General features: G+C 39.4%; 24 protein-coding genes and 2 tRNA genes. 13 read left to right on the top strand and 13 right to left on the bottom strand.

Going from position 1 to position 22,503, the window contains the following annotated elements:
- Window positions 1-130: 130 nt before the first annotated feature.
- A complete protein-coding gene (gene purM / locus EP1X_RS00995) occupies window positions 131-1,135 on the top strand; it encodes a phosphoribosylformylglycinamidine cyclo-ligase (RefSeq protein WP_055280881.1) in 1,005 nt (334 codons plus the stop codon).
- Window positions 1,136-1,194: 59 nt separating this feature from the next.
- Here the strand turns inward: purM and purC are convergent, their stop codons facing one another.
- Window positions 1,195-1,884: a phosphoribosylaminoimidazolesuccinocarboxamide synthase gene (gene purC / locus EP1X_RS00990; RefSeq protein ID WP_055280880.1), complete on the bottom strand. Its 690-nt coding sequence runs from the start codon at window positions 1,882-1,884 to the stop codon at window positions 1,195-1,197.
- Between the two features lie 161 nt (window positions 1,885-2,045).
- Here purC and purF point away from each other — a divergent pair, with 161 nt between their 5' ends.
- Window positions 2,046-3,377: an amidophosphoribosyltransferase gene (gene purF, locus EP1X_RS00985; RefSeq protein ID WP_055280879.1), complete on the top strand. Its 1,332-nt coding sequence runs from the start codon at window positions 2,046-2,048 to the stop codon at window positions 3,375-3,377.
- Here the strand turns inward: purF and fdhF are convergent.
- Window positions 3,340-5,352, bottom strand: coding sequence for a formate dehydrogenase subunit alpha (gene fdhF, locus EP1X_RS00980; RefSeq protein ID WP_055280878.1), 2,013 nt, complete (start codon window positions 5,350-5,352; stop codon window positions 3,340-3,342). The genes purF and fdhF overlap by 38 nt on opposite strands.
- 134 nt (window positions 5,353-5,486) lie before the next feature.
- Here fdhF and EP1X_RS00975 point away from each other — a divergent pair.
- The 6 genes from EP1X_RS00975 (at window position 5,487) to EP1X_RS00950 (ending at window position 10,060) form a co-directional block, all read left to right on the top strand.
- Window positions 5,487-5,562 (top strand) — tRNA-Gln (locus tag EP1X_RS00975).
- Between the two features lie 83 nt (window positions 5,563-5,645).
- Window positions 5,646-6,416 (top strand): HD domain-containing protein, encoded by a 771-nt coding sequence (locus EP1X_RS00970; protein ID WP_055280877.1) that lies wholly within the window; start codon window positions 5,646-5,648, stop codon window positions 6,414-6,416.
- On the top strand, window positions 6,416-7,078 hold the full coding sequence (locus EP1X_RS00965; protein ID WP_055280876.1) for a DUF434 domain-containing protein: 663 nt from the start codon (window positions 6,416-6,418) through the stop codon (window positions 7,076-7,078). The genes EP1X_RS00970 and EP1X_RS00965 overlap by 1 nt, the downstream gene beginning before the upstream one ends.
- 133 nt (window positions 7,079-7,211) lie before the next feature.
- Window positions 7,212-8,297, top strand: a complete 1,086-nt coding sequence (locus EP1X_RS00960; RefSeq protein WP_055280875.1) for a hypothetical protein — start codon at window positions 7,212-7,214, stop codon at window positions 8,295-8,297.
- 35 nt (window positions 8,298-8,332) lie between these two features.
- Window positions 8,333-8,974 (top strand): DUF432 domain-containing protein, encoded by a 642-nt coding sequence (locus EP1X_RS00955; protein ID WP_055281376.1) that lies wholly within the window; start codon window positions 8,333-8,335, stop codon window positions 8,972-8,974.
- Window positions 8,975-8,977: 3 nt separating this feature from the next.
- Entirely contained in the window at window positions 8,978-10,060 is a 1,083-nt protein-coding gene (locus tag EP1X_RS00950; protein ID WP_082391430.1) for a mechanosensitive ion channel family protein, read from the top strand.
- Window positions 10,061-10,062: 2 nt separating this feature from the next.
- Here EP1X_RS00950 and EP1X_RS00945 read toward each other — a convergent pair whose 3' ends face one another.
- Genes EP1X_RS00945 through dph2 form a run of 4 tightly spaced genes read right to left on the bottom strand, consistent with a single transcriptional unit; the run spans window position 10,063 to window position 13,452 of the window.
- On the bottom strand, window positions 10,063-11,385 hold the full coding sequence (locus tag EP1X_RS00945; protein ID WP_055280874.1) for an RsmB/NOP family class I SAM-dependent RNA methyltransferase: 1,323 nt from the start codon (window positions 11,383-11,385) through the stop codon (window positions 10,063-10,065).
- A 2-nt stretch (window positions 11,386-11,387) separates the two neighbouring features.
- Complete coding sequence (locus tag EP1X_RS00940; RefSeq protein ID WP_055280873.1) at window positions 11,388-11,996, bottom strand: METTL5 family protein; 609 nt, start codon at window positions 11,994-11,996, stop codon at window positions 11,388-11,390.
- A gap of 8 nt (window positions 11,997-12,004) precedes the next feature.
- Window positions 12,005-12,385, bottom strand: coding sequence for a hypothetical protein (locus EP1X_RS00935; RefSeq protein WP_055280872.1), 381 nt, complete (start codon window positions 12,383-12,385; stop codon window positions 12,005-12,007).
- A 23-nt stretch (window positions 12,386-12,408) separates the two neighbouring features.
- A complete protein-coding gene (gene dph2, locus EP1X_RS00930) occupies window positions 12,409-13,452 on the bottom strand; it encodes a diphthamide biosynthesis enzyme Dph2 (protein ID WP_055280871.1) in 1,044 nt (347 codons plus the stop codon).
- 84 nt (window positions 13,453-13,536) lie between these two features.
- Between dph2 and EP1X_RS00925 the strand changes: the two genes are divergently transcribed.
- On the top strand, window positions 13,537-14,631 hold the full coding sequence (locus EP1X_RS00925; RefSeq protein WP_055280870.1) for a DUF3887 domain-containing protein: 1,095 nt from the start codon (window positions 13,537-13,539) through the stop codon (window positions 14,629-14,631).
- Window positions 14,621-14,971 (top strand): PadR family transcriptional regulator, encoded by a 351-nt coding sequence (locus EP1X_RS00920; protein ID WP_055280869.1) that lies wholly within the window; start codon window positions 14,621-14,623, stop codon window positions 14,969-14,971. Before EP1X_RS00925 ends, EP1X_RS00920 begins: the two co-directional genes overlap by 11 nt.
- A 218-nt stretch (window positions 14,972-15,189) precedes the next feature.
- Here the strand turns inward: EP1X_RS00920 and hisS are convergent, their stop codons facing one another.
- Together hisS and EP1X_RS00910 are read right to left on the bottom strand one after the other, a co-directional pair.
- Window positions 15,190-16,500, bottom strand: coding sequence for a histidine--tRNA ligase (gene hisS, locus EP1X_RS00915; RefSeq protein ID WP_055280868.1), 1,311 nt, complete (start codon window positions 16,498-16,500; stop codon window positions 15,190-15,192).
- A 33-nt stretch (window positions 16,501-16,533) separates the two neighbouring features.
- Entirely contained in the window at window positions 16,534-17,148 is a 615-nt protein-coding gene (locus EP1X_RS00910) for a MarC family protein (RefSeq protein WP_055280867.1), read from the bottom strand.
- Between the two features lie 159 nt (window positions 17,149-17,307).
- Here EP1X_RS00910 and EP1X_RS00905 point away from each other — a divergent pair.
- Window positions 17,308-17,385, top strand: a tRNA-Tyr gene (locus EP1X_RS00905).
- A gap of 10 nt (window positions 17,386-17,395) precedes the next feature.
- Here EP1X_RS00905 and EP1X_RS00900 read toward each other — a convergent pair.
- Window positions 17,396-17,593, bottom strand: coding sequence for a hypothetical protein (locus tag EP1X_RS00900; RefSeq protein ID WP_156300688.1), 198 nt, complete (start codon window positions 17,591-17,593; stop codon window positions 17,396-17,398).
- 111 nt (window positions 17,594-17,704) lie between these two features.
- Between EP1X_RS00900 and EP1X_RS00895 the strand changes: the two genes are divergently transcribed.
- Window positions 17,705-18,139, top strand: coding sequence for a Tfx family DNA-binding protein (locus EP1X_RS00895; protein ID WP_055280865.1), 435 nt, complete (start codon window positions 17,705-17,707; stop codon window positions 18,137-18,139).
- Here the strand turns inward: EP1X_RS00895 and EP1X_RS00890 are convergent.
- The 4 genes from EP1X_RS00890 to EP1X_RS00875 all read right to left on the bottom strand — a co-directional run bounded on the left by EP1X_RS00890 (window position 18,104) and on the right by EP1X_RS00875 (window position 20,483).
- Window positions 18,104-18,778: a CidB/LrgB family autolysis modulator gene (locus EP1X_RS00890; protein WP_055280864.1), complete on the bottom strand. Its 675-nt coding sequence runs from the start codon at window positions 18,776-18,778 to the stop codon at window positions 18,104-18,106. The two genes, EP1X_RS00895 and EP1X_RS00890, sit on opposite strands and share 36 nt — an antisense overlap.
- The gene (locus EP1X_RS00885; protein ID WP_055280863.1) at window positions 18,775-19,116 is read right to left on the bottom strand and encodes a CidA/LrgA family protein; all 342 of its coding nucleotides are present in this window, start codon (window positions 19,114-19,116) and stop codon (window positions 18,775-18,777) included. Before EP1X_RS00885 ends, EP1X_RS00890 begins: the two co-directional genes overlap by 4 nt.
- A gap of 47 nt (window positions 19,117-19,163) precedes the next feature.
- Window positions 19,164-19,559, bottom strand: a complete 396-nt coding sequence (locus tag EP1X_RS00880; RefSeq protein WP_055280862.1) for a RidA family protein — start codon at window positions 19,557-19,559, stop codon at window positions 19,164-19,166.
- A 132-nt stretch (window positions 19,560-19,691) separates the two neighbouring features.
- Window positions 19,692-20,483 (bottom strand): DUF2666 family protein, encoded by a 792-nt coding sequence (locus EP1X_RS00875; RefSeq protein WP_172672580.1) that lies wholly within the window; start codon window positions 20,481-20,483, stop codon window positions 19,692-19,694.
- Window positions 20,484-20,603: 120 nt separating this feature from the next.
- Here EP1X_RS00875 and lonB point away from each other — a divergent pair, with 120 nt between their 5' ends.
- Window positions 20,604-22,502: an ATP-dependent protease LonB gene (gene lonB / locus EP1X_RS00870; protein ID WP_055280860.1), complete on the top strand. Its 1,899-nt coding sequence runs from the start codon at window positions 20,604-20,606 to the stop codon at window positions 22,500-22,502.
- Window position 22,503 lies beyond the last annotated feature (1 nt).

Raw genomic sequence — 22,503 nt, 5'->3', positions numbered from 1 at the left:
GTATCGCCTCCGATACTTATAATCATTTTTAGACATTAAAATGTTTAAATAATAAAAATAATTATATTAAATCTACATTAACATGGCAAATTTTTTAAACTCTTCACAAGATCAAATCTTGGTGATGTTCATGCTGACATATGCTCAAGCTGGTGTTGATGATAAAAAAACTCAAAAAGCTTTGAAAAGTATTATTTCCCTTGCAAAGGCCACCTTTGAGTTTAGAAGAGGAAAAATTGGCGAACCAAAAGAAGATATTGGTCATTACGCTGCACTTATGGATTTTGGAAGTTTTTATCTTGCAATGACGACGGATGGAGTTGGAACAAAAATCCTCGTGGCAGAAACAATGGGGAAGTTCGATACTATTGGAATAGACATGATAGCAATGAATGTAAACGATTTGATATGTGTGGGAGCTGAACCTGTGGCTCTGGTTGATTATCTAGCAGTTAAAGAGCCAAATGATCAAATTTTTGAAGAAATAGCCAAAGGGCTTTATGAAGGGGCAAAGCAGGCAGGTATTGCAATTGTGGGCGGAGAAACAGCTGTAATGCCCGATTTAATTGAGGGGCTAGATTTAGCTGGGACCGCTATAGGAGTTGTTGAAAAGACCAAAGTTATCACTGGTGAAAAAGTAAAGCCTGGGGATGTCGTGATAGGGATAGAAAGCTCGGGAATACATTCAAATGGATTAACGTTGGCTCGTAAGCTTCTTATTCCAAAGTATGGTCTTGAGTATGAGTACGATGAAAAACCTCTGTGGAGGCATCTGCTTGAACCCACAAGGATTTATGTCAAACCAGTTTTAGAACTCCTTGAGAGTGTTGAGGTTCATGGTCTGGCGCACATTACCGGTGGGGGCTTGCTTAATCTAAAGCGCATCACTAACTATGGGTTTTCTCTTAAAATGCCCCAAATACGTGGAATTTTCAAGCTAATTCACGAGAATGGCGTGCCTTTAGATGAGATGTTTAAAGTGTTCAACATGGGAGTTGGTTTTATCGTCGTTGTAGATGAAAAAGACAAAGAAAACGCGCTTGAAACGCTGAACAAGTATTATCCGAGCTTTGAGATTGGAAAGGTTACAAAGGATAAGGGGATAATAGTTGATAATTATAGGGTAAGGCTTTAGTTCTCTTCTATAACTTTATATTGGAACTAAAATATAAAAAACAGATTAAGAAAGGGTGTTTATGCGGTGAGACGCTTATAGAGCTCTTCATAAGCATTTATAAGCTCTCCTTTGTCAAAGCGGAAAACGTCTTTATCGAGACTCTCTTTTGTTTCGGCATCCCAGAAACGGCAAGTATCTGGACTTATTTCGTCTCCAAGGATTATCTCGCCTCTCTCATTTTTGCCGAATTCGAGTTTAAAGTCAACTAGGATTATCCCTCTTTGAGCGAAATACTCTTTTAAGATATCATTTACCTTTAGGGCTATATTTTCGATTTCTTTAAGTTCTCTCTCACTTACTCCAAGGACTTTTGCATGGTAATGGTTTATCATAGGATCTCCAAGATCGTCATTTTTATAATAGAGCTCTATTATTGGTTCTGGAAGTTCTGTACCCTCTTCTAAGGGTAGTCTTTTTTTCAGACTTCCAGCAATCACATTTCTAACGACGACTTCAACTGGATACATCTTGAGCTTCTCTACAATGAGCTTGTTGTCACCAGCGACCCCTATGAAGTGGGTTTTGATACCCTTTTCTTCAAGTACTTTGAAGAGAATGGCACTTATTTGAGCGTTAAGCCATCCTTTGCCTTTGAACTGTGCTTTTTTCTTCCCGTTAAAAGCTGTTGCATCGTCTTTAAACTCCATTATGACCTTTCCGTCATCCAAGAGGATTACCTTCTTAGCTTTGCCCTCATAAATTTCCATAACTATCACCATGTTCATGTAAAATTATACTGTATTTAAGCTTTATTTTGACAGTTTAATGTTAAACAATAGGGCAAACTTTTTAAGTCAGTGATGTTAAAATGCTCTCAGTGCTAGGATTTGATTAACATTTATAAGTCAATATTTTGTGAGGGGAAGTTATGAGGGAAAAATGTGGAATCTTTGCAGCCAAAACCGAAAATGCTCCTAAGAAGGCATACTATGCCCTTATTGCTCTTCAACATCGTGGCCAAGAGAGTGCAGGAATAAGTGTATGGAGACACAAAATACGAACTTTGGCTGGTAGGGGACTAGTCTCTGAAGTTTTTCGAGGCAACGAACTATCAAGACTCAAATCAAACATGGTTATTGCCCACGTGCGTTACTCTACTTCAGGCTCTCTTAATGAAACTCAACCTCTCGAAACTTCTTGCCGTGGGAAGAAAATAGCAGTAGCTCATAATGGCACACTTACTAATTTTCTCCCTTTAAGGAGGAAATATGAGAAAAAAGGTGTTAAATTTAAGCACTCGGTTGATTCAGAACTTTTGGGGATTTCTTTTCTCTGGCACTTCAAAGAGACGGGTGATGAGTTTGAAGCTATGAGAGAAGTCTTTAATGAGGTTAAAGGAGCTTATTCTGTTGCTTTTCTTTTTGATGGTAAAATCTTAGTTGCCCGAGATCCGGTTGGGTTCAGGCCCCTCAGTTATGGTATAGGAGATGGTCATTATTTTGCATCGGAAGACTCTGCTTTGAGACTTTTTGTTGAAGATATCAGGGACGTTACACCTGGAGAGGTGTTTTTAATCTCTGATGGGGTTGAAAATAAGGTCTTAGTTAAGGAGAAACACCATCACTGTGTTTTTGAGTACATATATTTTGCTCGGCCAGATAGTGTTCTTGATGATGTAAGTGTGTATTCAGCTCGTGTTAAAATGGGTCGTGAACTTGCACGAGAAAGCCCAGCAAATGCGGATGTCGTCATACCCGTACCTGATTCAGGGAGGGCCGCTGCACTAGGGTTTTCTCAGGTAAGTGGAATACCCTACGCTGAGGGATTAATAAAGAACCGTTACATAGGTAGAACTTTCATAATGCCTGGCCAGTTTTATAGAGAACTTAAAGTAAAACTCAAGCTTTCTCCTGTCAGGGAGATTGTCAGTGGAAAACGTGTAGTTCTCATTGATGATTCTATAGTTAGAGGGACCACAATGAGAAGAATTGTGGCGATGTTAAGGAAGGCTGGGGCGAAGGAAGTTCATGTGAGAATAGCATCTCCACCGATAAGACATCCTTGTTATATGGGGATAGACATTCCAACTAGGCATGAGTTGATAGCAGCGTTTGGGGGCATTGATAGAGTTAAAAAAGCCATAAACGCAGATAGCCTAGCATATCTTAGTGTGAATGGACTAAAAAAAGCTGTAGGAAAAGGAGAGCTATGTTTGGCCTGTCTTACAGGTAATTATCCAGAATGGGCTTTCCACTTTTAAGTTTTCTTATCTTTGCCGCTGAAAATTTAAATTCTGGTGTTCCAGCCTTGTTAAGGGCATTATTGGTAATCTTATTGGCTTTAAAATGAAATGGAACTGCTACTACTCCACGGGCTACTTTTCCGATTTTCACCCTCATACGTATTTTCCCTCGTCTTGTTTCAATTTCCACGAGATCATTGTCCTCTATCTCAAGATCTTTTGCATCCTCTACATTTATCAGGATTTTTGGTTCTCCCATGAGCTTAGTTAAAGAGGGACTCCTCAATGTCATTTCACCCGTATTGTAGTGACTTATGAGTCTTACTGTTGTTAGGGCGAATGGATATTCTCCGTTGGTGCTCTCCCATGGAGGAATTTGTTCCACAGCTATAAATCGTGCTTTCCCATCTGGAGTTGCAAACTCCCATGTGTGAAGTCTTTTCTTTGGTAAAAACATTTCTTTTCCTTCTTTAAGATCTTTTACGCTCTTCTCTTCTAGTTCGGGAAATAAGTGGAAGTATTCTTCTGTTATTTCCTCCACGCTAGAGTACTCAAAGCCAGGCAATCCAAGAGCCTTTCCTAGTAGTGTTAGTATCTCCCAGTCAGGTTTAGAGTCTGCTAGAGGCTCGTAAACTTTCTCACTCCATTGGAGCCTGCGTTCACTGTTCATGTAGGAGCCTTCTTTTTCACAAAAAGCTGAAGCAGGGAGAATATAATGGGCATACTTAGCTGTACGTGTAATGAACAAATCTTGTACCACCAAAAGATCTAGCTTTCTGAGGGCTTTTCTAACCCTGGTGAAGTTGGCCTCACTAACGGCAGGATTCTCCCCCACGATATAAAGCGCTTTTATGTCTCCTCTTTCTATTGCGTCCCAAAGTTCAGTTAAGTAGAGACCTCTTTCTGTTGGAAGATCCTCAACACCCCAGAGTGAGGCAACTCTTTTCCTAAACTTTTCATTTTCTAGAGGTATGTATCCAGGTAAAAATTCACTAAGGGCACCCATATAAGCTGCTCCTTGGACATTGTTTTGTCCTCGCATTGGATAAAGGCCACCCTTATTTCCAATATATCCCAGAAGAAGAGCAAGGTCTATAATAGCAAGGACGTTTTCAACTCCAGAAACATGTTGGGTTACCCCCATGCCCCACATAATGGCTCCGCTTCCAGCTAAAGCAAAGTCTTTTGCAGCCTTTTGGATAAGTGATGCAGGGACTCCAGTAACTTTTTCTGCATATTGAGGGGTATATTTCATGGTGGCCATTCTAATCTCTGAAAAACCAGTAGTCCTGCTTTTAATGAACTCGTCGTTATAGAGTTCTTCTTTGATGATAGTATGTATCATGGCATTGGCAAGTACTATATCGGTGCCAGGCTTTATGATAAACTTATAATCAGCGAAATTCATTGTAATTGTCTCACGGACATCAACGACAATTACTTTGGCACCCTTCTTTTTAGCACTCTTTATATAGTGTATGATTACAGGATGGGTTTCAGCAGGATTATAGCCCCAGATAAGTATGGCTCCAAAGTTCTCTAGATCTTCATAGGGATTTGTTTGAGTACCAGTCCCTACAGTTGTTTTAAGTGCATGAACACTTGCTTCGTGGCAGAGTCTTGCACAGTTGTCAATGTTATTAGTTCCAAAGAGTCTTGCAATTTTCTGGAGGAGGTAATTTTCTTCGTTGGTGATCTTTGAGGAGGCTATGAAGGCCACGGCATCTGGTCCGTAGAACTCCTTTATTTCGAGAAGTCTATGGGAAATTTCTTCAATAGCTTCTCCCCATGTTATTGGTCTTAAAAATTTTTTATCTCGTTTTAATGGTTTTTTGACCCTGTCTTTTGAGAGAGCAAACTCTATTGCGTAAAGCCCTTTTGGACATAGCTTTCCTCTGTTTGGTTTGCCTTTGTGGGGTTTAACAATTAATGTTTGAGGATCAACAAGAAGTTTGCAACCAAAACCGCAATATGGGCATATGACTGTTTTCACACTATCACCGATAAACACTTAAATAGCAAAAATAAAAATGTTTCTAATAAAAATTAACAAAAAAGTGTTAAAAGATATATTTTCTTGGTACTGGTAAGGTTTATAAATCCCTCACTTAACTTAACATCGGGCGCAGCCCCGTGGTGTAGCGGCCAAGCATGCGGGACTCTGGATCCCGCGACCGGGGTTCGAATCCCCGCGGGGCTACCAAATCGCTGGGCTCCAGATTCTTATTTCTTCTCTTCAAAAACTTTTAAATTCAATGAATTCCTTCTAGATACGGAGGTGAGAAAATGTACACCGAAGAACAGCTTTTGGGTGAGATAAAGAGGCTTTTAGAGAATGATGAACTTTACTCTCTTTATGAGATGACTTACAGGGAATATAGGCACTATTTTGATACAACAAACTACATAGTCCTCAATATTTATCGGTTTAATGATCATGGTGCTATACATGTGCTTTTAACTACAAGAAGAGCTCTTGAGGTCTTGAATATTCTCAAAAGGTTTGGAATCAAGACTACAGCTGAGCAACTCGGTAAGTCTTTTGAATGGAGCAAGTTTATAGTGGCTTTTGGAGCCCTGTTTCATGATATCGGAAATATGATTCACAGGGATAATCACTATCAGTTTAGTGTTCTTTTGGCTGAACCCATGGTAGATGACCTCGCTAAAAAATTCGAGAAGGAAGATTGGCTTCTTCTAAAGGCACTTACTTTAAATGCCATCTACACCCATGATGAAGCTGTTCCATGTACGACAATTGAGGGGAGCTGTGTCACCATAGCAGATGGCTGTGATATGGAGGAGGGAAGAAGCAGATTGGCCTACAAGAGGGATAAGGTGGATATACATGCAGTTTCCGCATTAGCTATAGACAAAGTGGAGATAAAAGAAGGGGATCATGAGGCCCCTATTCTCGTGGAAGCTTGGATGAAGCATTTAGCTGGGATATTCCAGGTGGATGAGATCCTTACAAAGAAAGTTAAAAGCTCTCTTTTGAGTGGGAGAGTTAGGATTAGGATACACGCTGGTGACGAAATCTTAGAAAAGGTGGTATAATGTTATTTTTGGCTTACGAGGATTTGAAATATCTGCTGAATCGAGGGTATAGGAAAAAGTATGCTCTTGAATTCGTGGCTAACCACTATCTTCTCACTTCCAAAGAGAGATACTTTTTAATGAGATGTGTTTTCTCAGATAAGGAAATTGAAGAAAGGAAAAGGAAACTGCTAAAAAAAGATGGGCTCAGGGGGAAAGTTATTGGCATCGATGGATTTAATGTCTTGATAACTCTTGAATCTCTACTGGAAGGAAAGGCAATTCTATGTGAAGATGGCTTTTTAAGAGATTTAAAACATCAAAGAGGTTACAGGCTACATGAGGATACGTCAAAAATCCTTGAGCTACTGGTAGGGTTTTTGAGTAATATGGGGGTTAAAGAAGTATGGTTTTTATACGATTCTCCTGTGAGCAGAAGTGGAGAAATAGCTAAGTTAACTGAAGAAATCATGGTGAGGTTCAAGGTTCCTGGAAAAGTCGAGCTATCTAAAGCTCCAGATCATGATTTAAAGAGGTTTGAAGTAGTTGCAAGTTCGGATATTGCGGTGATCCAAAAAGTGCCCCTAGCTGTTGACATACCAAAGATGATAGCAGAAGATAGAGGGCTGAGGTGGATATCCTTCTTTGAAATTTTGGAGAATCCGCATCTATTAAAATCTTAACCATTAGATTCTTTTTTGATCTTGGGAATTTATTTGAAGATTTAGAAAACTATTTATACTTACGTGCCTTAATAATTTTTATACTATATTCTTGTCCGCTTTGTTTTTTGCGGACTTCTTAGGGGTGGGAATGATGAGGAAAATTGGCTACACTCTGGCCCTGCTTTTAGTAGGGCTTGTGATAATTAGCGGCTGTATAGGTGGGGAAAAGATTACTGAGAGCATTAAGGAAGAAGCAAGCAGTGTCATAGAAAGCTATACTGAAAGTCAAAGTGAGTCTGTCACAGAAACTGAGGAGTATACCACAACGGAGTCTCCACCAGAAACCTCCACCGAAACTCAAGCTCCTGCAATTTGGGAAACTCCTTGGGATGCTTATCATCCAGTAACAATAGATGGGGAACAGTATCTGATAGTTTACATTAAATACTATCTTCGGGTTAGAACGGAAGAAGGAGGAGAGATTTACGAATATGAAGTGGAAAAGAAACGTGGAAAAGTGAAAATACATGTATATGGAAATCAGATTAATATGGAGACAGGAGAACAGCAGAAGGTTGATCTAGGCGAATTTGAAGTCTATGAATATTATGGAAAGATAACCCCCATTAAAGGGGAGGGGATGGAAAATCCACTAGAATTTAAAGTTTGGGTAAAGGAGAGGACTAAAGATAGTGATACATTCTTCCTTCTACCTTCTCTTGACTTCATGACACTATATGGAGCAGTATACATGGGGGGCGGAGATGTTATTGGAATATCAATAACATATGGAGATCAAAAATTCCTTTTCTATAATCCTGCAGCAGTCGGAGATATGAGCTCAATGCCATATCAGGAGGGAGATATTGGGATAATTTCTAATATTCCTGATGTGGGCAATATTTATACGAGCTGGTATGGCTTCTATACCTTTGGAATATGGGAGGCAATTGCAGGAGAGGATCTTTACAAAGCTAAGAAAGACTCGTGGGGAGTCATGGGGTATATGTTTAACTATGAAATAAACCCTGACGGAACTATTACCCTAGGAGGAAAATCATTCAGAGTGTCTAATGTTAGATGGACATACACCTTTGGAAATGCCCAAGGACAAGGCGAAGCTACATTAACAGCAGCACTTCCAGTTCCTATAGAGAGCAAAGGTGTTTTTATCAGTGAAGGCGTGAACATCTTTACACACATAAAAATAGAGGACATAGGGTTTGAAAAGATTTGAGCAAAACTTATATCTTTTCTTTCATATTTCCTAACATGTTTGAGGAACATGAATTAAAAACTAAGTTTATACGAATTGCCGGGAGAAAAATCCATCTCCTTGAGGACAAAGGTGGAGTCATCAGGTATAGGCGGGACAATGTGGAGAGACTTATTAAAAATAGTGAAGAAAAGCTCAGAATATTGCCCTCTCCTGCAACTGGTTATGGAGTAAAACTTCTCATGATAAAATTTAAGGAACCAGTTGTACTTCCTCCACAGGATTCTTTAATTGGATTCGTTGAGGCCCCTATAGAGATTGATGTAAAGGTTGGAAACCTAACTATAGACCATTTCATATTAGGCAGGGAGAAATATGCTTTGTACGGGACACTAGAATCGGGGATTATAAGTAGATATCACATAAGCCCCTTTTATCTGGAGGAACCGGATAGTTTGGGAGTAGCAAAATTGATCGTCTCGAATCCATCCACTGAGTGGAAATCGCTTGAGAGAGTGGTAATTCCAATAAAAGGGACTCCAATGTATTATGAGGATAAAAAAGCATATTATCCACTGCTTGTTATCACGATTAAAGACCACATCCCAGAAGTTAATAATACCGGAAGGCCTCCAAAAGAGGGATTAAAATCCGTGGGAACTGAATTAGCTCTTCCAAACTTTCTCATGAGGTGGTGAGAGATGAATGTTACTAATGTATCCACTATTTTTGAACAGGGAATATTTGGTGAGAATCTTTTTCTGACTTTAACTATAGGTACAGTGATTAAAGCGCTGTTAATTCTTTTGATTGGTCTTGTGTTTGCTAAGATCGTCAAGAGATATCTTATTAACCTTTCAAGAAGCACCAAGTACGTATGGATAGTGAACGAAGATACAGCGTCAACCCTCCATAACTTAATCATCATAATCTCAGTTGTGTATTCATTTGACGCTCTTGGAATTCTTTCTTATGAAGTTTTGGGAACAAGTTTAAGCAATCTGCTAACGGCATCCTTAGTCTTTTACTTCTCTTACCTTCTTGCTAAGAAGTCAAAGGACTATTGGATAATGCGTACTCCTCAACAAAGGCTTCCAGAAGTTCAACTTAAAGCAAAGCTCTTTTATTATATCTTGGTTATCTTAGCGTTTTTTATAGCTCTTAATATAGCAGGGTTCACAGGAAAATTAACCACCTTATTAGCAGCAGCGGGTATAACAGGTATTATTTTGGGATTTGCCTCTCAGACTGTTGTTGCAAACTTCGTTTCGGGAATTTTCATGTATTTTGATAAGCCTCTCAAAATTGGGGATCCTGTTGAAGTTGGTGGTTATTCGGGCATTGTCCACGATATAAGAATACTCTCCACTAGAATAAGAACGTGGGATGGCCTTTTAGTAAGGATTCCAAATGAAAAGCTCTTTAACAGCGATATAAAAAATCTCCAGAAATACCCTGCGAGGAGAGTTGATATTATTGTAACCATAGCGTATAAAGAAGACATCCAGAAAGCCATTAATCTCATAAAGGAAATGCTTGATGAGATGCCATACGTCTTAGCAGAACCTGAGCCGGCAGTTTTTGTAGATAACCTTGGAGATAATGGTGTCCACATAGCTGTTAGAGCATGGGCACCTAGTGAGAAGTGGTTTAATGTAAGAACTCAAATACTCCAGAGGATAAAGGATACTCTCGAAAGAGAGGGAATAGAGATACCATTCCCACAAAGGGTAAATTGGTTTGCTGAGGAGCTTAGGGTAAGAATTGAAGGGAAAGAGATCTAATTTCATTCTTTTTCTATTAGAGCATAGAAAAAGCCGATGGTCTTATGTCTATGGGGCCATGCTCTCATAGTGCCAGGGAGAAAGCCTTCATCATAGGGTCCCTCTAAAGGAACCAACTTTGCCTCACTGTGGCGTTTGAGGAACCATGCTACGACTTCCTCGTTTTCCTCTCTCAGCATTGAACATGTTGAGTACAAGAGTCTGCCTCCAGGTTTCAAGAGTTCCCATGCACTTTCAAGGAGCTCTTTTTGGATGGATACTACCTTTGGGATATTCTTCTCTCTTAAACGCCATCTAAGTTCAGGGTTTTTTGCTATAGTTCCATCACTTGTGCAGGGAGCATCGAGGAGAACTTTATCTGCTATCTCTTTTCCTAGAATTTCAGGGGCTTTTCTTCCATCTGCCTTGATAATTTTTGTAATTTTAACACCTGTTCTCTTTAATACTTCTTCCATGCGCTTTATCCTTTGTTTTTCAATGTCGAAGGCATAAATCACGCCCGTGTTCATCATAATCTCTGCCATGTGGGCAGTTTTACCACCTGGAGCTGCTGCTAGATCTACAACAACATCTCCGGGTTTCGGGGCTAGAATTAGGGAAGCCATTGCAGAGGCTTCCTCTTGAGGTAGGGCAAATCCTTTGTTAAAGAGCCATTCTGGATTAAAAGCATCTGAGAGTCTCAACACGGTCTTAACTCGTCTGCTTCTCTCAAAACGAATATTTTTACTTTCAAGATATTCCTCTACCTCTTTCATGTTTGTTTTGAGAAGGTTGATCCTTATGCTCATTGGAAGGGTGTCGTTGAGTGCTTTAAGAAGGTCTTCAGTCTCTTCTCCAATAAGGCTTCTCATTCTCCTTATGAACCATTCGGGAAATAGATATTCCCATTTGAGCTTTTTTTCTTCGCTATCGAGCTTAGGAATATAGTTTAAAATTTTTGGAAGGAGATCGTAGTAATAATAACCCACATATGGATGTGTTCTCTTAGAGAGAAACTGTGCTAGGCCCTTTAAATGACCTCGTGTTTTTTCATTAGGATTCCTAAAAATAGCGACTTCTATGGCAACTCTAAGCGTTGCCCTCAACCATGGGTCTAAGATAAGAGGAGAAGTCCCTACAAGTTCTTCGATAATTTCGTCTATAACTCCAAGTCTACGCTGGATAGAGTAAAATATTCCGGTTAACTTTGAGTTTTCCCACCCATTAATCTTGTACTTTGCAAAGGCCTTTCTCTTCGCTTGTTGGCTTGGCTTTACCTCTTCACCAAGCTTAATTGCTTCAATGAGTGCATATAGTTGTCTGTCGCTTAGTTTAAGTTTTCCCATCTTTATTCCCTCTCAAAACGATATATGTCAACTAGAATTCTTTCGAGCTTCTTTTTATGGAAGAAAAATTGAGCTGGGATCTCAAAAGGCAAGGTCATGCGATGAGTTATCTTGAATCCGTTGTCTCTTATAAAAGCTTCTATAAATTTCCTTACCTCGGATTTTGCTAGGTGGATAGAATACACAACATTACTAATCTCGAAAGCCTTTAAAAGAAAGGGTCTGTCTGCTTTTGGGTTTTGGCTTCCAAAAGGAGGGTTCATTATCACTATATCCACTTTAACATTAAAGTCGCTAACATCGCTTTCAATGAAGTTTATATTTGTGATCTCAAGAGTTTTGGCATTTTCTATTGCTATTTTTAAAGCATTTCCATCTTTGTCTATTGCATAAACCTTTTTTGCACCCATTAAACTTGCTCCTATACTCAAAACTCCTGTTCCGGCTCCTAAATCAGCTATAACTTTGTCTTTAACTTCCCCTAGTGTGTAAGCTAACCAAAGAAGTTCACTTGCAACGTCCCCTGGGGTTTTATACTGCTCCAGTTCTGGCTTGGGATCCTTAAAACCCTTAAGATTTGAGAGAATCATTGCAAGATGTTTCTTTTTCATTCTACCACCTATGGATGAGTTGTTATGTAGTGGAAAAGTTCTTCCCATGTCATATTAAGCTCTAACCCCTCTATCCCAAATACAGTGCCAGCGGTTGTTAATATAAACATTATCACAACCACTCCAAGAAGAAATCCAAATTCTGCTGTGAGTGCGACAACAAAGGCTTCTTTTAAGTTTAATTTTATTGGTCGTAGGAGGATTATAAATAACACTAATATTCCCAAAAACAGGTCTATTTTGAGAGAAACAACAACTCCGAGAATCGAGATCATCAAAATTGAATAATTCCTTAATTTTTTATACGTAAATACTTCTAAGGCCGTTTTTAAGAACATATAATAAACAATGACAAGGAGGGCATAAACCACAGTGTCAACGATACTCATGGAAGAAAATTCGAGCTTTTAATTTATAAAGGCTTTGGGAGCTTCAAGCTTATTCCCAGAGGTTCATCTTTCCTTCTTTCTCCTCCCAAGATTTCATCAAATTCGTAATCTTCTCTTAACCCTAGCAAAATTTCTAGTTCCTTTGGGGTTAGTACTGGTTTCCTCCAGTTTTCTACATCATCTATTGGAACCCTTGGGCATGCTACAACAACATACGCATCGAAGTCGAATCCTTCTAGGGCAGGATAACTTATGTGGTTCATTGCTATAAGCTGCCCTTCTTTCCCATGCTTTTTGAGGAGTTCTAGTATTCTTCTTGCTTCCCCAATTCTCAGTTGACCTTTTTTCGTGCTTATAATAACTCCGAATCTCTTGGCATCATAGGCTTTTGCTATTTGTGCCCACCTTTTCCTTATCATCTTCTCCGCTTCTTTATCTACCCATATTGCATCTCCGCTGTAAGGATTTATGGCTAGGGTGGGTTTTTTAATCGTTAAGGCTACTCCTATTGGGTGGAAATATCCAGCGCCTATGAATAGAACCCCCCCTACGTCTTCATCTACCTTAGCAGAGGAGAAATTACACCCTATGACCTGTCCTGGAAAGGACACTCTCCCATCGCCTTTTCCCAAGAAGACATCAAAACCTTCTCTTTCTAGGAAGGCTTTAACATAATTTAGATCTTTTATGTGCTGTACTGTTGTTACAAGAGTTATTTTTCTCCCGAGCTTTTTAATCTCGCTGAGATTCTTTTTTAGAATCCTTTCCATATTGACTCTGGCAAAGGCTGGAATAAAAATAGTTGGAACCTCTAAATTCAGCTGCATATATGAGTGACCCAAGTGGATTAGAGCGTCACACCCTAATTGTTTTGCTTCTCTATCGGCTGGGTCACATGATCCATAATTTATATCACCACTTATTATTGTCTCTATCCCATTCTCTTCTAAAAACCTCGCAAGCATCTGTGCCTCCCTTTTGAGGCCTTCTGGAGTTTGGATAAGAACTTTTTTGGCTTTAATCTCTCTTAACTTTTCTAAAACTTCTCTCTCGTAAATTTCGTGCATGTACTCACCACTTCTTTTCGAAACGAAATTCTTTTAAATATTTAGTTCTAACAATACCTCGAACTTCGAGGTATGGTGATGCCCATGAAAAAACTTACATTGTTTTTTATCATTCTCCTGGCCACTTTTGCTTTAGCAGAGAGGCCGTACGATAATGTTGCAGAAGCCACTTTTAATGCACTCAAAACGGGAGATTATTCACTCTTAGAACCTCATCTTGATGATGCCATGAAAAGTGCTTTTAAGGAAAATGACTTCAAAGCCTTTAGAGAAGATCTGATTTCAAAATATGGGGATCTTCAAGGATATAGCTTTGTTAAGGAAGGAAAAGCTAAGGAGTTTATTCTGGGTTACTATGCCTTTGAATTTGAGAAGGCTGATGTAACTTTGAGGTTAGTGTTTAGAGAAATTAATGGAGAATACAAGCTTTCGGGTCTTTGGATTGATGCTGTAAACGCTAAAGAGTCCGGTCTCCCCTTGGGAATAGCGATTTTCTTTCCAATAGCTGGAGGATTCTTGGCCTTGTTAACCTTCTATCTTCTTGGATTCAAAAAGATAGGTGGGGCTGAGATATTGCTGGGTTTTGTACTGGTGGCAATAACTCTCTTTGTACAACCTTTGATTCAAAATGCTCCCTTCTTGGGGACAAGTATAAGGTCGAATTCTGACATTGTGGCTAGGGGAACATCATTTATGATCATTGTAGCTATATGGCTCGGATTTGTTGCAGGGTTCTTCCAAGAAGGGTTGAAATACATTTTCTGCAGGAACAGATATTTACGTGACGCTCTTTTCATAGGAGTGGGGTTTGGACTAGGTGAGGCAATATTGCTCCCACTTATACAAGCTGTTCAGCTAATGACTGTTGGGGGAATACCACCTCAACTCACAACTTCCTTGCTTTCCATGGGAGAGCGTTACTTGGCTACTCTCTTCCATGCGGGAACAACGATTGTTCTAGCATATTCATATAAGAATGGCTTTGGGCGAAAGGCACTTTTAACTCTGAGTATTGCTCATGGAATCGTGGATACATTTGCTGCCTATTATCAGCTCACCCAATCCCGGATAATTCTTTTGATAACCTATGTACTTCTTCTACTAGTATCACTCCTATTGCTTCATTATGGGCTTCCAAAAGTTAGAGAGGAAAGGGAGGAAGACAGGATTGTTTGGTAATTCCAAAGAGAAGGCCCTTACAAAGCTGAGAAAAGAAATAAGAACTGGGATATATGCATATTTTATCCTCTCTCTTTTGAAAAAAGACAAAATGCATGGTTATGCAATAAGGAAAGCACTGGAGGAACTAAGCGATGGAAACTTCGTACCCACTGAGAGCACTCTTTATGGTATTCTGAAAACTCTTGAGAAGTATAATATGATAAAAGGAGAATGGATGGAAGTGGGGGGAAGGACAAGGAAATATTACGAAATAACCCATTTAGGAGAAGATGTTTTTCAAGAGTTGAAAAAAGAAATTGAACTAGTTAAGAGACTGCTTGAAACAGGTTATCTTTGAATTTTTCTTCATAGAATTCCTTTTAAGTCCTTTTTTGAATTTTATTGTGGTGGTATAAATGGTAAGAGAATTCTTGAGGGAATGGAGAAGACGCTGTCCATTCATCAGGGCAATAGAGAAATGGCGCTTTGAGAGAAAGAAGAATAAATTTGAAATAAAAAAGAAGTAAAACTCAGCTAGTTGATCCGTTCATCACGTTTCAGCGACGGGTTTGTTCATCATCCAAGAATCTCTTTTGCTTCTTCTACAATTCTCTCTATGATGACTTGTTTCTGTTCTCCACTTTCCATGTTCCTTATTGTGACTTTCCCTTCCGCTAAATCTCTTTTTCCTAGAATTATTGCAACTTTTGCTCCTATGCTATTCGCGTAATCAAGAGACTTTCTAAGCTTTCTTCCTTGCAGATCATACTCTGCTTTAATGCCTTCTCTTCTAAGCATTTGAGTTATTTCTATAGCCTTTTTCTTTATTTCAACGTCCTTTCCCACGTAGGCAACGAAAGCATCACTTCCAACTTTAAACTTGGGTAGTATTCCTTTATTCTCAAGTATTGGGATTAAACGTTCTATTCCTATGGCAAAACCCGTGGCTGGTGTTGGCTTGCCTCCAAAGACCTCGATTAAATTGTCGTATCTTCCGCCCCCACCGATTGAACCTATTCCAAGCTCGTTGGGGGCTATGGCTTCAAAAACTATGCTGGTGTAGTAGTCGAATCCTCTTGCTATCCCAAAATCAATGAGGGCGTAGTTTTCGACACCATAGGCTTTTAAAAGCTCAAAAAGTTCCTCAATCTTTTTTAATTCTTCTTTTGCAATTTCACTTGTAAAAAGCTCGTATGCTTTTGGTAAAACCTCATCTGGTTTGCCCTTTAACTCTATTAAATCAAAAACCTTCTTAATGTCATCTTCATTCAATCCGAAGTCTTGGAGTGCTTTTATAAACTCTTCCTTTTCCATTTTATCTTTTTTGTCAATCAGTCGCATAAGCCCAATATCGTCTTTTACTCCAAGCATTTTAGCGAACTCGTCTAGGAGAATTCTGTCTCCTATGTTAACAGTAAATTCCTTCAAACCAGTACTTAGATAGCTTTCTATAAGGAGCGCTATTACTTCAGCATCTGCTTCTATATTTGGTGAGCCTATAAGTTCAACTCCTGCTTGCCAGAACTCTCTAAGGCGACCACTTTGAGGCTCTTCATATCGAAACATGTTTCCTATGTAGTACCACTTTATGGGCTTTGGCGCAGTTTGGAAGGAGTTAACGAATAATCTGGCAACGCTTGATGTCAAATCAGGCCTGAGGGAAAGATTTCTTCCACCTTTGTCCTCAAAAGCATAAAGCTGTTCGACGACTTCTTCTCCACTTCTCAGCTCAAAGAGCTTTGTGTATTCAAAAGTTGGCGTAAGTATTTCTTTAAATCCATAAGCCTCAAATACTTCCCTGATTCTCTCGAATACATACCTACGTTTTACCATATCTTCTGGGAGTAAATCTCTCGTTCCTTTAACTCGCTGGATTCTTTCAACCATTTGTCCCACCTACCCATTGAAGCAAAAAGGAAGTTAAAAAGTTGTTGATTTCATAAGTTTGAGGAATATTCCTCCAACACCTTCCACCATCATTTGGGCACCAATTGCCATTGTGAAAAGACCTATTATTCTAATAAATATCCCAAGGGTTGTTTTGCTGATATTTTCCATAGCGTACAGGGCTACAAGCATTAAAAGTGCAGTACTTAGGATTGCTACCATAATGGCCAAGGCTGAAACTTCTATTCCATATTCAGCTGTTAGTGTTATTGCGGTTGTTATTGCAGCTGGACCAGCTATTAATGGGGTGGCTACAGGAACAGCTGCTAGGGCAAGTATGTTCTTCTCTTTCTTTAATGTTACCATTCCACCCCCTTCTAGAGCCTCAAGACCTATTTTGAAAAGCACGAATCCTCCAGCCACTCTAAGGGCGTTTAAGTCAATGTGAAACACATCCTGCAGTATTATTTTTCCAGCTAGTGCGAAAAGGATGAGGAGGAGAAATCCTATGAGGTTTGCCCTTAATATGAGTTGTTTTATGTCCTCTATGTGAAAATCTTCCCTAAGTAAGCTAACTAAGAGTATCTTATCACTAGGGTCTATCATGATTATCATAAGTAATGCTGAGCTTAGAACTTCAGCTATCATAGGCCTCGAAAGGTTTTCAAAGTGGTTTGTTTATAAAGTTATGCGATGATGAAACCGGCACTGGATGATGGATGATTATCACTCGGTTGTCTGAGCATTCATAGAAAGATTTATAAACTACATCAAGATGAGTAGTGATTGAGGGCTGGGCTGTAGGGTCCCGCGGTAGCCTAGCCTGGGAGTGGCGGCGGACTGTAGATCCGCAGGTCCCCGGTTCAAATCCGGGCCGCGGGACCACCAAAATCTTCTATCGATATTGTGAGCGTTTAACTTTCTCCAGCTCAATTCTCAAGAGCTCTAAATCTTGCTGAATTTCTTTTAAAGTTTGTTCGAGATAATTCATGCGCTCTTCGAGAAGGTTTAGGCTCATTAATTTGGCCTCTAGAAACCTAATTCTTTCTTCAAACTCTGAAAATCCTTTTTCTTCATTTTCCAATGTTTCCACCAATACGATTATTGCTTTGCTTTAAAATACTCTTTCTTTTCTAGTTCTCTTGTATAAAAACTATCAAAAATCTTTTAACCTTCAAAGTCGTGTTAAACTATGGTGTTTAAAATGAGAACTTTCCTCACGGATCAGCAAATCAAGATATTACGCTTGAGGGCTAAGGGACTAAAACAGAGTGAAATTGCTGAAGTTTTAGGAACAAGCAGGGCAAATATCAGTATTCTCGAAAAACGTGCTTTGGAGAAAATTGAAAAAGCCAGAAATACCCTGCTGCTATGGGAACAAATAAACTCTAAAGTTACGGTTGAAGTTAAAAAGGGAGAAGACATTTTTAGAATTCCCGATGAAGTTTTTAAAAAAGCAGACAAGCTTGGGATAAAAGTACCTTATACAACAGCTGAAATTATAGCATTCTTAGTAGAAAATGCTCCAATTGTGGATAGAATAGCAAAGGAAGATTTTGTTCTCTTTTTGGATAATCATGATAAGCTCAGAATAAGTGGGTACTTACTTGATGAATTTGATGAGATAGGGAAGGACTAGAGATGTAAAAATCCCATTTAATGCCATAGCAAGCCCACTAACGGCCCCAGAAAGTTCATCATCGAGTATTATCCTGGCAGTTCCAAGACCATGAGATGAAACTCCCATTGCGAGACCTCGTGCAACTCTATCTCTCACTTTAGAGAGGTTCAGGAGTTCAACACCTATCGCGTTTCCAAGAATACCAGTTAATATTACCAAAACAGCTGTTAATGGGGGTATTCCCCCTATTTTCTCACTAACTCCTATTGCAATTGCAGTTGTGATACTTTTGGGGGCTATACTCAAGAGGAGGTTTTCACTTCCTCCGAGGAGTTTTATGAGGTAAACAGCACTAAGAATAGCTAGAGTTCCGCCAAAAATAACCCCAATAAATATTTGCCTTGAATAGGCCTTAATTATGCCCCGCTGCTTATAGAGAGGAATTGCAAGGCTTACAACTGCTGGTCCAAGTAGGAAACTTAAAAAGCGAGCACTCTCCATATAACTTTCATAGCTTATTCTGGTAAATTGCAAAAAGAGTGCTATAGCAATTATTGAGAGTAAAACGGGATTTAGATAGAATGCTTTTTTTCTCTCGTATATTTTTGAAAAGGCATAGAAAGAGCCAATGGTGATAAAGATGCCTAATGTATTCATCTTTCACCACCACTCAGGTACTCTACCAGCTTGGCTGTTAAAATCAATGTTAGAAGAAAGCTAATTACAAGTGTCGTAGTTATTGGAAGTATTTGACTTTTTATAAGACCCCAATATGCGATTATACCAACTCCCGGTGGGATAAACATCACACTCATGTTTCTTATGAATAACTCTGCTTCTTTTTCCACATCTTCTATTTTAACAAGCTTGAATAAGAGCGCAAAGGTTAGTAGGATCATTCCAATAACGTTCCCTGGTATAGGGAGATGAAGCACTTCAGTTATTCCTTCCCCGATGAAAAGAAAGCCGAATATGATTGCAAGCCCCTTATACATGGAACATCAGAAAAAATAGGTAGTAAAAAGATAAAAAGCTAACTAATTTATTCAAATATTACTATTGCCTCTATCTCAATCTTAACATTTTTGGGCAACTTTGCTACCTGCACTACTGCTCTTGCTGGTTTTGATTTCCCAAAGTATTCTTCATAGACTTTATTGAACTCTCCAAAGTCATTTATGTCGTCCAAATAAACGTTTACCTTGGCAACATCTTCTACCTTGGCTCCTGCTGCCTCTAAAACAGCTATGAGATTTTCTATTGCCTGTCTTGCTTGCTCCTTTATGTCTCCTTTTATGAGTTCTCCAGTTTCAGGGTTTATTGGAATCTGGCCTGATATAAAGAGTATCTTGCTTGGATTTTCCACGAGAATTCCTTGGCTGTATGGACCGATTGGTTGTGGAGCTTTCTCAGTATATATTATTTCTCTCTTTACCATTTTTAATCACCACCTGGGGTTGTGGCGGGGGATTATTAAAAACTTTTTGGAAAGGGGAAGAAAAGAAAGGGATCAGCGAAGCGAAGACTCCTCATCGCATTGCTCGGGTGTCCTCGGCCTCATCATGCTTTATTAACTTTTTTCTAAGTATTTTTCAAGTGGTTTCGGTGGGATATCAATTGTGAGTCCAACTTTTTCTAGGGCCGCTCTCAATGCATAGATTTTTGCATGTTCTCTGAATTCTTTTGGAGCGTAATTCTCTATAGGTATGTGTAAGAACTTATCAACAAGTGTTTTTATCTCAGTTTCGCTCTTGACTTTTTTAATGTCTGCAAACCACTCGTTAATTCCTTTTATATTTATCTCTGCATAAATGGGGATCTTTGAGATAGTGGTTTCATTTATACTGCTTAGTAATCTCGCAATATCCGCCATGGGTGTTTTGTCATCAATTATCAATCTTTTCACAACGATCCAGCTTCCATGTTTGGCAGTAAAGTTCACATGCTCATCATGGTAGATAAGGGTAGTTCGTAACTCGGTTATGGGATCCTCTGGATAATTGATGGTAAGCTTCTTTAAAAGAGTCTCCCTGGCCAATAGGGCTTTTGCCACGGCAAGTAGGTGTTTTTTAAGTTTTTTATTTTCCTCAAATATCATAGGGTTGAGCTTTCTTGAAGTTCCGGGAGATTTTAATGTTTTTAAAATTTCCCAAAGTTCTTTCTCTGCGATTTCCTCAGCCAAACTCATTATTCCGGCAACATTCATAACCTCTGTTAGATACTCTGGAATTTTTAGGTTTACAGTGTTGGATATGCTTGCAAGGAAGTGGGCTATCTCATGACTCTCCATCGCCAGTAATTTGTCTCCAACTTTCCAATTTTTATGGTTCGCGGTAAAAGCTATATGATCTTCGATTTTCATTTCCATCACCCCGTAGCTTTTTGGGTTTCTATTATTTTAGCTTTTCTGCGCTTTGTAGTTTTCTTTAAAAAAAGTTTATAAGTTCACTTAAGCAACCGTAATTTGAGAGAGGTGAGGTATTTGAGCGAGGAAATTAATAAAATCAAAAACGAACGCTCATATGGTGAAGAACTAGATTTGGGTCTTGAATTCCAGACTACTGAGGAAATTACTGTCCCTGAAAAGTTGATAGATCAGGTAATTGGTCAGGAGCATGCGGTTGAGGTTATTAAGACTGCTGCAAAGCAGAAGAGACATGTTCTATTAATAGGTGAGCCAGGGACAGGAAAGTCAATGCTTGGTCAGGCAATGGCTGAACTTTTACCAACAGAGAATTTAGAAGATGTATTAGTTTTTCCAAACCCTGAAGACGAGAACATGCCAAAGATAAAGACTGTTCCGGCGTGCCAAGGAAGACAAATAGTTGAACGTTATAGGCAGAAGGCAAAAGAACAGGATAATATAAAGTCGTATCTCCTGCTTTTCGTGTTATTTGTTGTTATGCTGGCCGTTCTTATGGATCGTTCAGCACAAACTTTATTATTTGGGGTCTTTGTGCTTATAGTGTCATTAATGGCCCTCTCCAACATGAGGCTCAGAAATCAAGCGTTAGTACCTAAACTGCTCATAGATAATTGTGGAAAAAGAAAGGCTCCTTTTGTTGATGCAACTGGGGCACATGCAGGGGCACTACTTGGAGATGTGAGACATGACCCATTCCAGAGCGGTGGTTTAGGAACTCCTGCTCACGAACGTGTTGAACCAGGAATGATCCATAGGGCTAACAAGGGAGTTCTCTTCATAGATGAAGTGGCAACTTTAAGCATAAAAATGCAACAAAGCTTGCTCACTGCAATGCAAGAAAAAAAGATGCCAATAACAGGACAAAGCGAACTATCAAGTGGTGCCATGGTAAGGACGGAACCAGTTCCATGTGATTTTATCCTTGTAGCAGCTGGAAACTTGGATACTGTTGATAAGATGCATCCTGCCCTGCGTTCAAGAATAAGAGGTTACGGTTATGAAGTTTACATGAGAACTACAATGCCTGACACTATAGAGAACAGAAGAAAGCTTGTTCGCTTCGTTGCCCAAGAAGTTGTAAAAGACGGTAAGATCCCCCACTTCACAAAAGATGCTGTTGAGGAGATAGTTAGAGAGGCCCAAAAGAGAGCTGGTAGAAAGGGGCACCTTACACTTCGCCTTAGGGATCTTGGAGGGATTATAAGGGCTGCAGGTGATATCGCTATTAGAGAAGGTGCAAAATACGTAACGAGAGAGCACATTTTCAAGGCTCTTCAACTTGCAAAACCACTTGAAAAACAGTTAGCCGATTGGTACATTGAGAGAAAGAAAGAATATCAGGTAATTAAAAGTGAAGGTGGCGAGATAGGTAGAGTTAACGGTTTAGCAGTTATAGGAGAGCAAAGTGGTATTGTATTGCCAATTGAGGCTGCTGTGGCACCGGCAGCAAGTAAAGAAGAAGGAAAGATAATTGTCACTGGAAAACTGGGTGAAATAGCAAAGGAAGCTGTGCAAAACGTTTCAGCTATAATAAAGCGCTATAAGGGAGAAGACATAAGCAAGTATGATATCCACGTCCAGTTCTTGCAGACTTATGAAGGAGTTGAGGGTGATAGTGCAAGTATAAGCGTTGCAACTGCTGTCATCTCGACCCTTGAGGAGATTCCAGTAAAACAAAATGTTGCCATGACGGGTTCGTTGAGTGTTAGAGGTGAAGTACTTCCAGTCGGAGGAGTAACACCAAAAATAGAAGCAGCAATTGAAGCAGGCATAAAACAGGTTATAATACCCAAGGCAAATGAACAGGATGTATTCCTAAGTCCAGATAAAGCAGAAAAAATTGAAATAATCCCTGTTGAGACTATAGATCAAGTGCTTCAAATAGCTCTTGCGGATTCAAAGAAGAAAGAAGAACTCATAAGCAGAATTAAAGGGGCCCTGCCCCTTCATGCCTAAT

The organism is Thermococcus sp. EP1, assembly GCF_001317345.1.
Taxonomy (GTDB): domain Archaea; phylum Methanobacteriota_B; class Thermococci; order Thermococcales; family Thermococcaceae; genus Thermococcus_A.
This window is presented reverse-complemented; position numbering and strand designations above follow the sequence as displayed.

Excerpts from the sequence above, each read along its gene's own strand:
- purM (WP_055280881.1), top strand. The coding sequence starts at position 131 with ATGCTGACATATGCTCAAGCTGGTGTTGATGATAAAAAAACTCAAAAA.
- purC (WP_055280880.1), bottom strand. The coding sequence starts at position 1,884 with ATGGAAATTTATGAGGGCAAAGCTAAGAAGGTAATCCTCTTGGATGAC.
- purF (WP_055280879.1), top strand. The coding sequence starts at position 2,046 with ATGAGGGAAAAATGTGGAATCTTTGCAGCCAAAACCGAAAATGCTCCT.
- EP1X_RS00970 (WP_055280877.1), top strand. The coding sequence starts at position 5,646 with ATGTACACCGAAGAACAGCTTTTGGGTGAGATAAAGAGGCTTTTAGAG.
- EP1X_RS00965 (WP_055280876.1), top strand. The coding sequence starts at position 6,416 with ATGTTATTTTTGGCTTACGAGGATTTGAAATATCTGCTGAATCGAGGG.
- EP1X_RS00960 (WP_055280875.1), top strand. The coding sequence starts at position 7,212 with ATGAGGAAAATTGGCTACACTCTGGCCCTGCTTTTAGTAGGGCTTGTG.
- EP1X_RS00955 (WP_055281376.1), top strand. The coding sequence starts at position 8,333 with ATGTTTGAGGAACATGAATTAAAAACTAAGTTTATACGAATTGCCGGG.
- EP1X_RS00950 (WP_082391430.1), top strand. The coding sequence starts at position 8,978 with ATGAATGTTACTAATGTATCCACTATTTTTGAACAGGGAATATTTGGT.
- EP1X_RS00945 (WP_055280874.1), bottom strand. The coding sequence starts at position 11,385 with ATGGGAAAACTTAAACTAAGCGACAGACAACTATATGCACTCATTGAA.
- EP1X_RS00940 (WP_055280873.1), bottom strand. The coding sequence starts at position 11,996 with ATGAAAAAGAAACATCTTGCAATGATTCTCTCAAATCTTAAGGGTTTT.
- EP1X_RS00935 (WP_055280872.1), bottom strand. The coding sequence starts at position 12,385 with ATGAGTATCGTTGACACTGTGGTTTATGCCCTCCTTGTCATTGTTTAT.
- dph2 (WP_055280871.1), bottom strand. The coding sequence starts at position 13,452 with ATGCACGAAATTTACGAGAGAGAAGTTTTAGAAAAGTTAAGAGAGATT.
- EP1X_RS00925 (WP_055280870.1), top strand. The coding sequence starts at position 13,537 with ATGAAAAAACTTACATTGTTTTTTATCATTCTCCTGGCCACTTTTGCT.
- hisS (WP_055280868.1), bottom strand. The coding sequence starts at position 16,500 with ATGGTTGAAAGAATCCAGCGAGTTAAAGGAACGAGAGATTTACTCCCA.
- EP1X_RS00910 (WP_055280867.1), bottom strand. The coding sequence starts at position 17,148 with ATGATAGCTGAAGTTCTAAGCTCAGCATTACTTATGATAATCATGATA.
- EP1X_RS00895 (WP_055280865.1), top strand. The coding sequence starts at position 17,705 with ATGAGAACTTTCCTCACGGATCAGCAAATCAAGATATTACGCTTGAGG.
- EP1X_RS00890 (WP_055280864.1), bottom strand. The coding sequence starts at position 18,778 with ATGAATACATTAGGCATCTTTATCACCATTGGCTCTTTCTATGCCTTT.
- EP1X_RS00885 (WP_055280863.1), bottom strand. The coding sequence starts at position 19,116 with ATGTATAAGGGGCTTGCAATCATATTCGGCTTTCTTTTCATCGGGGAA.
- EP1X_RS00880 (WP_055280862.1), bottom strand. The coding sequence starts at position 19,559 with ATGGTAAAGAGAGAAATAATATATACTGAGAAAGCTCCACAACCAATC.
- EP1X_RS00875 (WP_172672580.1), bottom strand. The coding sequence starts at position 20,483 with ATGAAAATCGAAGATCATATAGCTTTTACCGCGAACCATAAAAATTGG.